Below are 15,588 nucleotides of genomic sequence, written 5' to 3'. Positions count from 1 at the left end.
TCCATGTAGCCTGTTATTCCAGCAGGTGCATCGGGCGTGGCGGGAAACGTAATGTCACCCGTGTGCCGTGCTCCTGCGGGGTAATCAGCAGCGTGCCAGACAGGCGCGCGGCGCGTTCTGCCATAATTGTCAGGCCATAGTGGCCTGGCGGTTCTTCCGTACTGCGTATCCCTTTGCCATCGTCTTCAATGGTTAACAGATGATCCTCATCGGCAACACGCTGATAGCGAATGGTAATCTGCTGTGCCCCCGCATGGCGGATCGCATTGAGCAGTGCTTCGCGGGCAATCTGTAACACATGCACCTGCTGCTGTGCATCCAGGCTCTGCAATCCGGGTTGATAATCAAACTGGATTTCCGCCTGAGATTGCTCCTGCAGGGGCACGATCATGGCCTGCATCGCGGCCACCAGATCGGCCTGCTCGATGGTCAGGCGGAAGGTGGTCAACAGCTCGCGCAGTTGCTGATAGGCATCCGCCAGCGCGCGATCAAATTCGCTGATGATACTTTGCGCCTGTGGCTGGCTGCCATCAACCGTGCGTCGCAGCAGAGTAAGCTGGATTCGCAGAAAGGAGAGTGACTGCGCCAGCGAATCGTGAAGTTCGCGCGCGATAGTGGCACGTTCTTCAATCAGCAGCATTTGCTGATATTGCTTCTGCGTTTGCCAGATCCACAGGGCGCGCGCCAGCATGTTGGCGAGACTTTGCATTAATTCATCAGACGCGGGCTTAGCGGATTGCCAGCGCAACTCGCCGAGTAACTGCTCATCCTGCTGCAATGCCAGATGCTGCCATACCAGCGCTTCATCACTGCTCCCGGCCTGAAAGGTCAGGTTTTCACTCTCCAGCACCACCACGCGGAAACCTTCGCGTAATTTAAGTTGCTGGAGCAAGCCGTGAAAAACATCCGGGTCGAGCGCGCTACTGGTAAGGATCTGGGAACTTTCATACAGCAGCGACAGCATCCGGTTAGCCTGCGTCAGGCCTTCGGTTTTCTCCTGAACTGCGTCTTCCAGCAGACGATAATGTGACTGCAAACGCGATGCCATTGCCGTAAAAGCCTGCGCCAGCACACCGAGCTCATTGGGTTGATCCAGGGGTAATGGCGGAAAGCTAAACCGGGTTTGCTCAACATACTGGCTGGCGGTAACCAGCGAATCCAGCGGACCAACCACATTGCGGCGAATAAAACGGATGGTCCACAGCGCCAGGCCGACAATCGCCAGGAAACCAAACAAACTGCTGGCGACCACCAGATTCATTTTCAGCTCGGCATAATGTTGCACCGCCAGCACAAAACGATTGATTTCATCTACATAGCTCGCGACCTGTTGCTGATAAACCTGCAAGTGTTGCGGCTGTAAGCGCTGCTGCAACTCCGGCCAGCTGTCGCGCAGATAGTGATAACGATTGGTGACTTCAGTGGGAACCCAGGGGCGATCCAGGCCGCTTAACGCCGGTGATTCCAGCGTCTGTTGATAGAGCTGGATATGATGCGCCAGCTGCTGTGGATCGCGTGCGCTGTCCCAGGCCAGGCGATAAACCTGCATACGCAGTGAGCCCGCTGCATTGACCGTCTCGGCATCGCGCAGACTGCTGGAAAGGGTCATCAGCGCCAGCCCGGAGGTGAGAAGCGAAAGCAGTACAATCGCGCTGAGTGCGCGAGCAATGGTACGTGTTACGGGACGTTTCACTATCACGATTAAAAACCCTGGTCAGAACGCGGAATTATAAAACAGCGCAGTCAGATCGGCGACGATATCTCGCCATACCCGGTTACCATTCGTACAAAAAGTAACCATTCTTTACCTTTCCCTGGATGAATCTGAGATGACGGGCGAAATATTGAACAAATTTACCGCTGGCGCAATCTGGTTTGCGTTCGCGGGTTAATACTTTAGGGGTAGTCATTTTCCCAGAAAAACCCAGGAGCATCCCCATGAAGACACGATATGCCGTTCTGGCTGGTGCACTGCTAGCCACCTTAAGTTTCAGTAGCCTGGCCGCCACCGCATTGAACGCGGAGCAGGCGCAAAATATGCAAAGTATGGGCAGCGTTTCCGTCAGTGGCGTGAGTGGTTCGCTCGACGATGCCACCCGTCAGCTGTCGCAGAAAGCCGCAGAGATGGGTGCCAGCCATTACCGCGTTATCGGCGTGCAAAATCCTGGCGACTCCAGCATGTGGAGTGGTACTGCCGAGATTTACCGTTAATTTCCCTCAGGTTTTCGCCCTGTAGCAACCCTGACCGGCCAGATCCTTTGGCCGGTTTTTTTGTGCACGGCAACGGATAATTGCAAATCATCCCGTGCAGGCTAGCGGTATATTTTGCTTCATTCATGCAGAACGGGTAGGATTCATCGCCGTAATTTCCCGGCTGGTTGTGTGGCATCGTTCTGCCACCGGCTTCCGGGGGTTACCCCATTTCGCACCGCACTACGCAAACGTTTGGTAAGCGGTGATTGATGGTCAGGACAAACAGGAAAGCTATGAAACCTACTAAAAAAACCGCAGCCGAACAGCGCGCTGCGAAACGACGCTGGCTTAATTCCCACGACACCGGTTACCACAAAGCGATGGGTAATCGTCAGGTTCAAATGATCGCCATTGGTGGCGCTATCGGTACCGGTCTGTTTTTGGGCGCAGGTGCGCGCCTGCAAATGGCGGGTCCGGCACTGGCGCTGGTGTACCTGGTGTGCGGTATCTTCTCTTTCTTCATCCTCCGAGCGTTGGGCGAACTGGTATTACATCGTCCTTCCAGCGGCAGTTTCGTCTCCTATGCGCGTGAATTCCTTGGTGAAAAAGCGTCTTATGTGGCGGGCTGGATGTACTTTGTTAACTGGGCGATGACCGGTATCGTGGATATCACGGCTGTCGCACTGTATATGCATTACTGGGGCGCGTTTGGCGACGTCCCGCAGTGGGTGTTCGCCTTGGGGGCGCTGGCGATTGTCGGCACCATGAACATGATCGGCGTGAAGTGGTTCGCCGAGATGGAGTTCTGGTTTGCGCTGATCAAGGTACTGGCGATTGTGGTCTTCCTGATCGTTGGCGTGGTGTTCCTTGGCAGCGGTAAGCCGCTGGATGGCAACACGACCGGCTTCCATCTGATCACCGATAATGGCGGCCTGTTCCCGCATGGCCTGCTGCCTGCGCTGGTGCTGGTGCAAGGGGTGGTGTTTGCTTTCGCCTCGATCGAGCTGGTCGGCACCGCTGCCGGTGAGTGTAAAGACCCGAAAACCATGCTGCCGAAAGCCATCAACAGCGTGATCTGGCGTATCGGTCTGTTCTACGTCGGTTCAGTCGTGCTGCTGGTGCTGCTGCTGCCGTGGAATGCATATCAGGCGGGGCAAAGCCCGTTTGTGACCTTCTTCTCCAAACTCGGCGTGCCCTATATCGGTAGCGTGATGAACATCGTGGTGCTGAGTGCTGCGCTCTCCAGCCTGAACTCAGGTCTGTACTCCACCGGCCGTATTCTGCGCTCGATGTCGATGGGTGGCTCGGCACCGAAGTTTATGTCGAAGATGAGCAACCAGCAGGTACCCTTCGCGGGGATTCTGGTCACCATCGCCGTTTACGTCGTCGGTGTGGTGCTGAACTACTATGTTCCGTCGCAGGTGTTTGAGATCGTGCTGAACGTGGCATCGCTGGGCATCATCTCTTCGTGGGGCTTCATTGTGGTTTGCCAGATGCGTCTGCGCAAAGCCATCAAAGAAGGCAAAGCGGAAGATGTCAGCTTCAAATTGCCGTGGGCACCGGTCACCTCCTGGCTGACGCTGCTGTTCCTGGTCAGCGTGCTGGTGTTGATGGCGTTTGACTATCCGAACGGTACCTACACCATCGCCTCTATCCCGTTGATCGCGGTGATACTGGTTCTGGGCTGGTTTGGCGTGCGTAAGCGCGTCAATGAAGAAGCGCTGAAAGAGCATGATCACCATCATGAGGGTGAAGAAGAGGTTTCGCGTACCTTAGCAGAAGACTCTCCACGCTAAGTTTTTTTGATGTGATAGTGCGAAGGGCCGTCCAGTGGGACGGCCTTTTTTTTGCTCATTTCTCCGCCGCGCCATCAATCGTGCGGTGACTTGATCCCGCATCGGGAATTACACCTTTCGAGTGATATAGCCCTCATTAGTGTCAGGTTATTTTACGCATCTTACTTTTTACTCCGAAATAGGTGTTCCGATGGTGCTGTCACGACGCGAATTCTTTACCGGACAGCGCAAAGCTGTCACGGGGGCGATCGCGTTGCCGTGGTGGCGTCATCAGGTGGGCTGTGATGGATGTGGCCACTGTGTGGCTGCCTGTACAACGCAAATTGTGCAATTGACCACTGGCGCGCTGCCGCAACTCAATTTTCAGCATGGCGAATGCACCTTCTGCGGTGCTTGCGCAGATGCTTGCCCGCAAGCGTTGTTTCATCCACGCGACCATCAGCCGTGGCAGCAGCGCATCCATATCAGTCGCGCTTGTATCACCTTTCAGGGCGTTAACTGCCGTAGTTGCCAGGAAAGTTGTGAACAGCAGGCGATCCGCTTTCGTCTTACCGCCAATGGCATCGCCCAACCGGAAATCGTGCCGCAGCATTGCACTGGCTGCGGCGCATGTATCGCACCTTGCCCGGTGTCAGCCACAGGATTAGATCATGAACACAAATAACAGCTGGCACGTCTGTGGCCTGGTGATTCAGGCACGCCCAACGGTGGTTGCTGAGGTCAGCCAGACGCTGCTGACGTATGCCGACAGCGAGATCGCCGCACAAGACGCGGCACGCGGCACATTAGCCGTCACCCTTGGTGCCGCCGACAGCGCGACGCTGCTGCGCAATATTGAAGCCACCCGCAACATTCCCGGCGTGCTGGCGGTGTCTCTGGTGTATCACCAGCAGGATGAATTTGAACAACCCGCAAAGGAAGCATTATGCAACTAAGTCGTCGTGATTTTATGAAGGCCAACGCGGCGGCGGCTGCCGCGACTGCTGCTGGATTAGTGATTCCCACCGTAACCAAAGCGGCCACTGCGCTCGCCGCCCCGATTCGCTGGGAAAAAGCGCCTTGTCGTTTTTGCGGCACCGGCTGCGGTGTGCTGGTGGGCACCCAGGATGGCCGGGTGGTTGCCTCTCAGGGCGATCCGCAGGCGGAAGTGAACCGCGGACTTAACTGTATCAAGGGTTACTTCCTGCCAAAAATCATGTACGGCAAAGATCGTCTGACCCAGCCACTGCTGCGCATGACCGATGGCCGTTTCGATAAAAATGGTGAATTCACGCCGGTCAGCTGGGATCAGGCGTTCGACATCATGGAAGAGAAATTCAAGGCAGCGCTGAAAGCGAACGGGCCGGAATCGATCGGAATGTTCGGATCCGGCCAGTGGACATTGTGGGAAGGTTATGCCGCCTCGAAATTAATGAAAGCTGGCTTCCGCAGCAATAACCTCGATCCGAACGCACGCCACTGTATGGCGTCGGCGGTGGTGGGCTTTATGCGTACTTTCGGTATGGATGAACCGATGGGCTGCTACGACGATATCGAGCAGGCCGACGCCTTCGTGCTGTGGGGATCGAACATGGCCGAGATGCACCCGATCCTTTGGTCGCGTGTGACGGCGCGTCGCCTGAGCAATGAAAACGTCAAAGTTGCCGTGCTTTCTACCTATCGTCACCGCAGCTTTGAGCTGGCCGACAACGGCATGGTATTCACGCCGCAAACCGATCTGGTGATCCTCAACTTTATTGCCAACTACATCATCCAGAACGGCAAGGTGGATAAAACCTTCCTGCAAAACCATGTGAATTTGCACCGGGGGGCGACCGACATCGGTTATGGCCTGCGTCCGACCGATCCCCGTCAGGCGAAGGCGAAAAACCCAAACAGCGGTGACTCAACCCCGATCAGTTTTGATGAATACGCGAAATTCGTCGCTGAATACACGCTGGAAAAAACCAGTGAAATGAGCGGGGTGGAGAAAGATCAGCTGGTGATGCTGGCTGAGTTGTATGCCGATCCTAAGGTCAAGGTGGTGTCTTACTGGACCATGGGTTTCAACCAGCATACGCGCGGCGTGTGGGCGAATAACCTGTGCTACAACCTGCACTTGCTGACGGGCAAAATCTCACGTCCGGGCACCGGACCGTTCTCGCTGACCGGGCAGCCATCAGCCTGCGGTACTGCGCGTGAAGTCGGCACCTTTTCCCACCGTCTGCCTGCCGACATGGTGGTCACCAACGACAAACATCGTGCACTGGCAGAAAAACTGTGGAAGCTGCCAGCGGGTACCATTCCGGCGAAAGTGGGTTATCACGCCGTAGAGCAGGATCGAGCGCTGAAAGATGGCAAGATCAATGCCTACTGGTCCATGTGCAACAACAACATGCAGGCCGGGCCGAACCTGACTCAGGAACGTATGCCGGGCTGGCGTGATGAACGCAATTTCATTGTGGTATCCGATCCTTATCCGACTGTCAGTGCACTCTCCGCCGATCTGATTCTGCCGACCGCCATGTGGGTAGAGAAGGAAGGTGCCTATGGTAACGCCGAGCGCCGCACGCAGTTCTGGCATCAACAGGTTAAAGCGCCAGGTGAGGCGAAATCCGACCTGTGGCAGCTCGTCAATTTCTCTAAACGTTTCCGCGTGGCGGAAGTGTGGCCGGAAGAATTGATCGCCCGGCAACCGGAGCTGCGGGACAAAACCCTGTACGACGTGTTGTACGCCAACGGCCAGGTTGATCAGTTCCCGCTGAGTGAAGTGGCGGACGATCAACTGAACGATGATGCACGCACTTTTGGTTTCTATCTGCAAAAAGGGCTGTTCGAAGAGTACGCCAGTTTTGGTCGGGGTCACGGCCACGATCTGGCTCCGTTCGATACCTATCACCAGGCGCGTGGTCTGCGCTGGCCGGTGGTCGATGGCAAAGAGACACGCTGGCGTTATCGCGAAGGCCATGACAGTTACGTCAAAGCCGGGGAGGGCGTCCGTTTCTACGGTAAGCCGGACGGTAAAGCCACCATTTTCGCCCTGCCGTATGAGCCGCCTGCTGAATCGCCGGATGCCGAATACGATCTGTGGTTCTGTACCGGTCGTGTGCTGGAGCACTGGCACACCGGCACCATGACGCGTCGTGTGCCGGAGCTGCACCGCGCCGTGCCACAGGCGCTGCTGTATCTCCATCCGCTGGATGCCAAAGCGCGCGGTTTGCGTCGTGGCGAGAAAGTGCGCGTGGTATCACGTCGTGGTGAAGCCCTCGCCACCGTCGAAACCCGTGGGCGCAATCAGCCACCGCAGGGGCTGGTGTTTACGCCTTTCTTCGATGCCGGGGTGCTGGTGAACAACATCACGCTGGACGCCACCGATCCACTGTCAAAGCAAACCGATTACAAAAAATGCGCCGTTAAGCTGGTGAAAATTTAAGGCAGGATGCAATGAAACCTCTTATCACATTTCTCTCATTGGCCGCCCTGATGCTGGGCGGCACGGTCTGGGCCGCGAATGGCGTAGACCTGAATCAGTCACCCGAGGTGACGGCGACGCAGCAGGGCACCATCCATCAGCCCAAAGAGCAGAGCCGCAAGCCGCTGAATTATGTCAATCAGCCGCCGGTGATCCCGCACAGCGTGGATGGCTATCAGGTGACAAAAAACATCAACCGCTGCCTGCAATGTCACGGTACGCAGAGCTATCTCACCACCGGTGCGCCACGCGTTAGCCCGACACACTTTACTGACCGTGACGGGTTAGTCAGCAGTTCGGTATCACCGCGCCGCTACTTTTGTCTGCAATGCCATGTACCGCAAACCGATGCCAAACCGGTGGTAGAAAATACCTTCCGCCCGGCTGAAGGCTTTGGGCAGTGAGGTCAGCGATGAAACAGATGATTATCCGAATCTGGCGCTGGTGGCGTCGACCCAGCCGTCTGGCAATTGGCACGCTGCTGCTGATTGGTTTTGCCGGTGGCATCATTTTCTGGGGTGGTTTTAATACCGGGCTGGAGATGACTAACCGCGAGCAGTTCTGTATTGGTTGCCATGAAATGCGCAATAACGTCTACCAGGAATATATGCAGACGGTGCATTACAACAACCGTAGCGGGGTGCGTGCCACCTGTCCGGATTGCCATGTGCCGCACGAGTGGGGACCGAAGATGTGGCGTAAGCTCCAGGCCAGTAAAGAGGTTTACGCCAAGGTGTTCGGCATTGTGGATACGCCCGAGAAGTTTGAAGAAAAACGTCTCGAACTGGCGCAAAACGAATGGCGCAGGATGAAGAACAACAATTCGCAGGCCTGCCGCAACTGCCACAACTTTGAATATATGGATTTTACCGCGCAGAAGACCGTGGCGGCGAAGATGCATACCAAAGCGGTGGAGGAAGGAAAAACCTGTATCGATTGCCACAAAGGTATCGCCCACCATTTACCGGATATGAAAGAGGAAAAGAACGGGTTCTGATGCATGTTCTTTTTTAACCGGCTGATAACTTGCGTTGCTTTACTGTTCGGTAGCGACGCAATTTATTGCGCGTTTTGACGGTTAATACAATTAAGATAGTTTTCCCACTGGCTTCGGCCTATCATGCCAGGCTCCCTCGAAATTTGCTGTGGAGTGGTCATGCCGTTAAAGATCAACATCATCAAAGAGAAGTTGCTGTCAGAAAATTGGTTCGTACTGCGCAACTTTACCTACGAAATCACCCGCAACAATGGCGAAGTGCTGCGTCACAAACGTGAAGTCTACGATCGCGGCAACGGTGCCACTATCCTGCTGTATAACCGTGAAAAAAACAGCGTGGTGCTGATACGTCAGTTCCGTATCGCCACTTACCTTAATGGTAACGAGAGCGGTGAGCTGATCGAGGCCTGTGCCGGGTTGCTGGATGACGACACCCCAGAGGATTGCATCCGCAAAGAGGCGATCGAGGAGACCGGTTATCAGGTAGGCAAAGTTGAAAAACTTTGGCAGGCTTACATGTCACCCGGTGGCGTCACTGAAATTGTGCACTTTTTCGCGGCGGAATATAGCGAGGCGCAACGCACGAATAATGGCGGCGGCGTAGAGGACGAAGAGATCGCGGTACTGGAGCTGCCTTTTCCGGAGGCGATGGCGATGGTGAAGAATGGTCGTATTTGTGACGGCAAAACCATTATGTTGCTGCAACATGCGCAGATAGCGGGCTGGCTCAAAGCCTGATGGGAAAATAAAAGCAGGGATGACTCCCTGCTTTTATGTTGGTCACTGTCCAGGATAATGTTCATCTAAGAATTTAAAATACGCTAAATTCTGTTGCAGGACAGTATTATACCAATCCCGATGAGCGTCTCCTGACTCCTCATCAGCCAGATCATATAAGTTATCCAGCGGAAAGTTAGTAATAAACAAGTCTCGTGGATTAATGGGATAGTCAGTATGAAGTTTACTGGTTAATTGTCGTGGCAGGTAATTTCCCTGCCCCATCATGATCTTCTGCGCTTCATGGACCATGGCATACCAGGTATCTGCATGTTTATTAAAATAGATAAGTTCTCCGGGGCCTTCAAGCTCTTCGCTATCGATAAAGGACACTCTCTCATCAAATCTATTCAATAGCTCTAAATCCATCCTGACTATGGAGCCATCTTTTGCCTGACAGGGAATGTGATTGAGTGTTCTTAAATCATTATCTTCAGGCTTCTGTTTTCTGGTGATGAAATTTTCAGTCACCTTGTTCAGGCCACTGGAGGCATAACTCAGGTTTTGTAAGTCTCTGTTATTCAGACTCGTTAAGATTTTCTCAGGATCGGCAATGCCGCCAGTGAGAATGCGGATTAAATTGTTTTCACTATTATGTAGCTTGCTCCAGTCCATGTTTTTCTTTTCAGCAACTGTTTTTATTGATTCCCATAATGAAATGAATCTTTTGTTTTTATCGTAATAGTCTGAACTCTGGGTGGCTGACATGATGTCTTTATCGTCGACAATAGCGGTGTCTTTGTAATTTTCCCAGTTTTCATCAATATAATTGGCTGCTCTTTCTCTGAATTCTGAATAATGACTTTCATCATTGTTTCTGGCAAGGGCAATCGCACGGAAAAGACAATTCCCATCATTGGTAACGTTATGGGCTTGATTGTTGTTATCAATATACTGGTAATGTTCGAGACCATCCTGCCAGACTCTGCGCAGGTGAATCATACTTTGCGGATTGGGTGTTTGACTAATGGAGCAATATTGAACTTCTCCACCCCGACAGGTATGGTCCTCAATATACAGCCGGGTATCCAGGGAACCAGCAACACCATAAACCGCTAAATCTGCGGCGTTGTTATTCCAGTAACCATCGGTGCGTATGTTTTGTAGTGTTATTTTCTTGATATGATCAGGTGTCAGACCTTGAGAAGGGGAACCAATATTTTTGCTATGTGATGCTATTGATTTTTTTACAATAGATTTTCTTGCGGTATTTTTTAGTATGCTACTAACCGTTGTATCTCCGGCATGTTCAGTGGTGTTTTTGACTTTTTTGGCTGGTTCATTGAAGACTTCAAAAAACAGCTTAGGCATGGGGCGTTTACTGGCATCTTCTGGCTTGTATGATGAGCCTTGCTCATGACGCAGCGACTGGAAATCAGGCACTTTAATTCTTGAGCGTTGATGTTTAGAACCTAACTCGGATGAACGATTCGATAATAATGTCGTAATATGCCGATCACCCGCGTGTAAGCCACGGTTGGAGACATGGGTGAGCGTGGGGAGTTTTTTCGTTATTTCTTTATTGTGTTGGTGCAGCTTAGATATTGCACTTTTGCGGTAAGATTCTATACTGGTCGTTAACATATCAATCTCCTTATTTAATAGTTCGCTTGTTTTTTTAAGAATATAAAACCTTAACCCTCATTATCAGTCAGATTGAGATCCAACAGGATTTTTGTGCGAATTGGAAAGTTAGAGTGTTGAGCCGACGGTTCAGATTGGTCCTCCGCAGTCATATAATAGGAAGTGGTGATAGCGTTTAGCACATTATCAGCCTCACTTAATATCGCCGGGGGTAATTGTCTGACGGCGGGATGATCTATGGCTGTGCGAATGTCGGTTTCCATTGGCATGACGCTAGATTTATATGTGGAAGCATCCAGTGGCTGAATCCGTACGGAATTAAATCTTCCTGCACCATCCTGCTGTAATACTAAGGTTTTCCCTGCGGAGGCATCTTTCAGCATTGCTGAGGGTATTATTTGTGCAATGTTTCCCTGGTTTGCCATATTACCGGGTTGAGGCACCAGTGGCTGACCAGAACGTTCGGCCCCTTTGCCTGGCTTATATAAATGACCACGATCCTTGTCATCTATAACAATAATTTTTTTACCCGTTGAAGCGGAGGCTGCGCTCAGGATTGCGCTTTGCAACGGTTGTACCGCAGGCCTGGCATGATACAAGTTTTCCGGGCGATGCTGTGTGAGCAGGCGCAGTGAATCCTCTACCCGCGTACACCAGGCATTATTCGCCCGTTGCCGTATCAGTGCCCCCTGAGGTGTTGCTAAGCTCCGCGCTTGTGCGTCAGGGTTGAACCCCCCACGCGGGTGATGGATCTTTTTCATTGCCTGAATAGCGGAGGATACCTTAGCGCTAACTTCTTTCGTTCTGGCAGGTTCCCGAATCACTTCAGAATAATTTCTCAGGCTAACAGGCCCTGGTGGGGCATTACAGAACGGAAACTCAGGTGGTCTGCTCGGAAGATTATGCATATAGCTGCCTTTTTGGATATCCATCGCCGAAATAACTTCAACATCATAGCGTTCGGTGATTGTCGCAACCCTGGCATCTCCAGAACCTTCATTGGGTATGGTGAGTGGTTGTATATCAAGGAATGGAGTGAACTGAATATGTTGTATCTGAAATGTGGAGTTATATTTATCCTGAATGGTTTCATTAATCTTTTTATAGTCAATATGCCCATTCTTATCGAGGATATCGCAGAGTTTAAACCTGATCATCGTCATGCCAGGATTCGATGACTGAATGTTTTGCGTTTCAGTCTCTTCGCCTGTGGCATAGGAAATATTGGTTGTGCGGGTTTCTGTGACGTTAGTATTGATATAAACAAAAACCGATCGGTGCATTTCTATCCAGTAATTGGAAAACTGCGTCCCGAGATAGAAAAGCCATTTCCATTCCTCAGTAAGTTTCTCATAGTGTTCATACTTATTGTCTGAATCGATGGCTTTTTCATAGTCATTTTCCGCATCGCGGGCTTCACGGTCGGCCCGATATTCGGCCATATCACACTCCGCCTGAGTGGCGGTAGCATAAGCCAGAAGCGCCAGTTCCAGCTCTTGTTCGGCAATGATTTTTTTATTCTCAGCATCAATTTCATCCTGTCGCCAGGTTAATGCATCAGCCAGGAAAGGTTCAAGCAAGGTAATGGAATAGAGCAGGGAGTCAGATAATCGGTGTTTTTGATTGATGGACTGGATAAATTTTTTAGCGCTTTCAGTATGGATCCCTCTTTCGTTCTCCAGAATAAAATATTCCAGTAAATCGGCTTCAGTAAGTTTTTGTCCTGTTTTGGCAATACGTGAAGGAATTCCTCTTTCATAAACTCTATCAATGATTTTCTGATAAATTTCACCAGATGATAAGCTGCTCTCCTGGCTTTGTAGCTCTCTGAACAGGTTAAGGCACTTGAGTAAGTAATTGATATGGTTGTTTTCATCGCTCGCTATGGTTTTCCGCAGATCGCCGAATATTTGACTGATATCTTTACGATGATCCTCCCCGCCTTTAGCCAGTAGTGTTAATAATTCTTTTCTGATATGCGCGAATTGATCTTCGGTAAATGTTTGACCAATGGCTTTGTCATCTTTGTCGTTGCCGGTTTTACAAAGATCTTTTAAAACAAGACGCGGAGATGCACCTTCTATAAGCTTACAGGCTGTATTGGTATAACGGTCACCCTCTTTAGCGCCAGGATCGAAAGCGGCAAGTGCCGTGTCCAGTTCAGTGGCGATTAAACTATTTATCTGGGTAATTAATCCGTTGGTCAGGGTGTTAAGAAAATGATGAGGCTGACCGGTGCCGGTATCTGCGGCTAATTCCAGAACATCGGCAGCTGCGAAGGACCTTCTCAGGATATAAGAAAGAATCTGGCAGCTCCGCTCCTCATTGGTGATATCAGCAGTAATGGAATCACCCAGCAGTTTAATGCTGTTTTTCTGGCCGTCAGAATCCACCCAGATACCCATTCCCGCAGCTTTAGCGAAGAAATTACTGGCCGCAATTGTCGGATATATTGACAGAGATTGCCGGATCTCTGCCAGTTCCTGCGCTAATGGTGTGGTTTCATCGCTGATAAGTGCCACCATTTCATCACTGGAAAACAGATCTTTGATGGCCCGGTGAATCTCCAGCTCAGACTCAGGAGAGAATGGATTGTTTTCCACCAATGCCAGGGCGATATTTGAATAGATCGCAATGTCGTAGTTAATATTCGTATTAGCGACTATTTCATTCAATCGAGTGATTTGTGAGTGTGCTGCAAATGTCTCATCCAGCATTTTATCGAGAAATTTATGCAGAATATATAAGTGATCAATTTCTTTGACCAGTGTTTCCGTCAGCAGGGTATTACTTGTTATCGCATGATACTTAAAAAAATGGGACGGGCGCAGTGAGTGAGTTGCAAGGTCAAAAGATAATTTTTCGGGTAACAACTTAAGGATTGTCGCGATATCGACTTTGAATTGAGGCAGTTTACTGTCTGCATCGGCATACCTGTTACGTGACAGCAGGAAATCCATGACGATTTCCTTAATGTGTGCTTGCTGCTCCCCTGAGATTTTCAGCTTATCGACCAGGTACGGGTCGAGATGCAAACCTTGCTGATAACGCTGTTCTAATCTGGCGGGATTTAGCGCACTGATGATGCTTTCTTCAATGTTCAGCAGGAATTCATTGAGGGGAGGGATGTCGTAAGCGCTGGTCCCGGTTACTGCCAGTAATAGCCTTTCCCGCATCTTCCAGTTCAGGGCGGGAGGCAGAAGGTGACTGATTGCCAGCATAATTCCCCGATCATAACCACTGCCCATGTTTTCCTGGTGTGCGGCGAAAAATGCATCAACTTCCCGTGGTGCAGGATAATAGCTCCTCAGCAAATGATATAATTGCCTTGTATCTCCGATGTTTTCGGCAATCACCTGGCTGGCATCCAGCATCGAAGCCATACAAATAAACTCATAGCATTCTGTCGGGTCATACAACAAATTCGGTGATACCTGCTTCGCTATCTCTTCAAGATCGATGTCATCAACCACCATATCCTGAAAATCAGTATCTCGGGTCAGCAATGATTTAAGGGTTGCGTCCACACCGGCATTTTGTAACCGATCCAGGGCATTGAAAAATAGATCCTGATACAGGATATGTACTTCACCAAATTCGACTTTGTTTTCAATGCGCTTTTTTAAATCACCGAGAACTCTGGGTATTCGATACAATATATTGAAGCTCTCACTGATACGCTTAACAAGCGTTCCCTGTTTCAGCCTCTTCAGTTCTGCACTGTTCTCTTTATATTCAGTCAGTAGATCGTCGATTTCATTTTTTAATACATCGAGCTTAAACACCGTCGGCAAGCTGTTTAATTCGCGCCATAATTCTCTGCCACTGGTGGTTTCACTCAATACTTCCTGCAAACCTGTGTTATTGATAAGTGATTCGATTACCTCACTGGTGGTTTTACCGTTATAGTCAATTTCGCATAATTGATGATAGTATTGGGTCTCAATGGGGGCGCAAAGCAGCTGTAATTTATCCAGTAAGTCTTTTTGTGTATCATTGATGACCATGAAGAATTTATTGTTGTTATTGGATAGCATCTCCCTGATTTCATCTTCAATGCCTGTCCACAGGTCAAACTGAGTGAGGAAAGTTTCCAGGTGAGGATTATTCACGATAAACTCCCATAATCTGCGGTAGTTTTTCCTTTGCTGACATGTTGTGGATAGCGATAAGACATCATGCCAAAACACATCTAAGTGATGGGTTTGTCGATCGGCGCAAACTGCGGAGACAGTATTAAAGAGTATTTTTAATTTTTCATTGTCTGTTTTTTCTAACTTTTTATTGATGATTGTTTTATTTCTTTCCCAGGCGTTTTTCGCCTTCTGTCGTATCTTTTTTCTCAATCCTTCTTTCTTATTGAAAATATCGTCACACTGGCTGGAAAATCTTCTGATGTGATAAGATTTTGACTCGCTCAGCTGCTCGGTGACTGTGGGTAACTGCTCGATCAATCGCTCATTATCACGAAACTGTTGAACAACCTGCCGGGCAGGAACATCTGCGCATCTGCTGGATTGAGGATGATATATCGCTTTCTTTGGCCGGGTTGATAATTCTAAACGAGCAGGCCGTAGGGTGTTGGCTTGTGCTGAAGACACACCTAAGGATGACATAGGCCGGTCAATCAGATTTCGTGGAGTAGATATATTATTAATTGTTTGTATATGCCTGGTGATTTCCTTTCTGCATATTGGTTGAGTGACAGGTGGTTTATTTACCATGGCATTAATTGCGCTGCTGCTTAGCATATTTCATCCTGATCCCTGATGATAGATTGTTACTCTGGC

At 50.4% G+C, this 15,588-nt stretch carries 11 protein-coding genes; 8 read left to right on the top strand and 3 right to left on the bottom strand.

Annotation, left to right across the window (positions count from 1 at the left end):
• Window positions 1–13: 13 nt before the first annotated feature.
• Window positions 14–1,699, bottom strand: coding sequence for a nitrate/nitrite two-component system sensor histidine kinase NarQ (gene narQ, locus HA50_RS14265; protein WP_084876252.1), 1,686 nt, complete (start codon window positions 1,697–1,699; stop codon window positions 14–16).
• Between the two features lie 239 nt (window positions 1,700–1,938).
• On the opposite strand from narQ, the gene HA50_RS14260 reads away from it, so the two are divergent.
• The 8 genes from HA50_RS14260 (at window position 1,939) to nudK (ending at window position 9,175) form a co-directional block, all read left to right on the top strand.
• Window positions 1,939–2,211: a YdgH/BhsA/McbA-like domain containing protein gene (locus HA50_RS14260; RefSeq protein WP_084876251.1), complete on the top strand. Its 273-nt coding sequence runs from the start codon at window positions 1,939–1,941 to the stop codon at window positions 2,209–2,211.
• Between the two features lie 275 nt (window positions 2,212–2,486).
• Entirely contained in the window at window positions 2,487–3,989 is a 1,503-nt protein-coding gene (gene ansP, locus HA50_RS14255) for an L-asparagine permease (RefSeq protein ID WP_084876250.1), read from the top strand.
• 190 nt (window positions 3,990–4,179) lie between these two features.
• Window positions 4,180–4,653 (top strand): ferredoxin-type protein NapF, encoded by a 474-nt coding sequence (gene napF / locus HA50_RS14250; protein WP_084876249.1) that lies wholly within the window; start codon window positions 4,180–4,182, stop codon window positions 4,651–4,653.
• Window positions 4,640–4,924, top strand: a complete 285-nt coding sequence (locus tag HA50_RS14245; RefSeq protein WP_084876248.1) for a chaperone NapD — start codon at window positions 4,640–4,642, stop codon at window positions 4,922–4,924. Before napF ends, HA50_RS14245 begins: the two co-directional genes overlap by 14 nt.
• Window positions 4,915–7,401 (top strand): nitrate reductase catalytic subunit NapA, encoded by a 2,487-nt coding sequence (gene napA / locus HA50_RS14240; RefSeq protein ID WP_084876247.1) that lies wholly within the window; start codon window positions 4,915–4,917, stop codon window positions 7,399–7,401. Before HA50_RS14245 ends, napA begins: the two co-directional genes overlap by 10 nt.
• A gap of 11 nt (window positions 7,402–7,412) precedes the next feature.
• On the top strand, window positions 7,413–7,844 hold the full coding sequence (gene napB / locus HA50_RS14235; protein ID WP_084876246.1) for a nitrate reductase cytochrome c-type subunit: 432 nt from the start codon (window positions 7,413–7,415) through the stop codon (window positions 7,842–7,844).
• An 8-nt stretch (window positions 7,845–7,852) separates the two neighbouring features.
• Window positions 7,853–8,437 carry a cytochrome c-type protein NapC gene (gene napC / locus HA50_RS14230; protein WP_084876245.1) on the top strand — a complete coding sequence of 195 codons (585 nt, stop codon included), beginning with the start codon at window positions 7,853–7,855 and terminating at the stop codon, window positions 8,435–8,437.
• A 159-nt stretch (window positions 8,438–8,596) separates the two neighbouring features.
• Window positions 8,597–9,175, top strand: coding sequence for a GDP-mannose pyrophosphatase NudK (nudK, locus tag HA50_RS14225; RefSeq protein ID WP_084876244.1), 579 nt, complete (start codon window positions 8,597–8,599; stop codon window positions 9,173–9,175).
• A 42-nt stretch (window positions 9,176–9,217) separates the two neighbouring features.
• On the opposite strand, the gene HA50_RS14220 is transcribed toward nudK, so the two are convergent.
• Window positions 9,218–10,798, bottom strand: coding sequence for an OTU domain-containing protein (locus HA50_RS14220; RefSeq protein ID WP_084876243.1), 1,581 nt, complete (start codon window positions 10,796–10,798; stop codon window positions 9,218–9,220).
• A gap of 50 nt (window positions 10,799–10,848) precedes the next feature.
• Window positions 10,849–15,549 (bottom strand): hypothetical protein, encoded by a 4,701-nt coding sequence (locus tag HA50_RS14215; protein ID WP_139810932.1) that lies wholly within the window; start codon window positions 15,547–15,549, stop codon window positions 10,849–10,851.
• Between the last annotated feature and the right edge of the window lie 39 nt (window positions 15,550–15,588).

The sequence above is a fragment of the Pantoea cypripedii genome (assembly GCF_002095535.1).
Classification (GTDB): Bacteria; Pseudomonadota; Gammaproteobacteria; order Enterobacterales; family Enterobacteriaceae; genus Pantoea; species Pantoea cypripedii.
Note: the sequence above shows the minus strand (reverse complement) of the source record. Positions and strands in the feature narration are given on the sequence as shown.

Excerpts from the sequence above, each read along its gene's own strand:
- HA50_RS14260 (WP_084876251.1), top strand. The coding sequence starts at position 1,939 with ATGAAGACACGATATGCCGTTCTGGCTGGTGCACTGCTAGCCACCTTA.
- ansP (WP_084876250.1), top strand. The coding sequence starts at position 2,487 with ATGAAACCTACTAAAAAAACCGCAGCCGAACAGCGCGCTGCGAAACGA.
- napF (WP_084876249.1), top strand. The coding sequence starts at position 4,180 with ATGGTGCTGTCACGACGCGAATTCTTTACCGGACAGCGCAAAGCTGTC.
- HA50_RS14245 (WP_084876248.1), top strand. The coding sequence starts at position 4,640 with ATGAACACAAATAACAGCTGGCACGTCTGTGGCCTGGTGATTCAGGCA.
- napA (WP_084876247.1), top strand. The coding sequence starts at position 4,915 with ATGCAACTAAGTCGTCGTGATTTTATGAAGGCCAACGCGGCGGCGGCT.
- napB (WP_084876246.1), top strand. The coding sequence starts at position 7,413 with ATGAAACCTCTTATCACATTTCTCTCATTGGCCGCCCTGATGCTGGGC.
- napC (WP_084876245.1), top strand. The coding sequence starts at position 7,853 with ATGAAACAGATGATTATCCGAATCTGGCGCTGGTGGCGTCGACCCAGC.
- nudK (WP_084876244.1), top strand. The coding sequence starts at position 8,597 with ATGCCGTTAAAGATCAACATCATCAAAGAGAAGTTGCTGTCAGAAAAT.
- HA50_RS14220 (WP_084876243.1), bottom strand. The coding sequence starts at position 10,798 with ATGTTAACGACCAGTATAGAATCTTACCGCAAAAGTGCAATATCTAAG.
- HA50_RS14215 (WP_139810932.1), bottom strand. The coding sequence starts at position 15,549 with ATGCTAAGCAGCAGCGCAATTAATGCCATGGTAAATAAACCACCTGTC.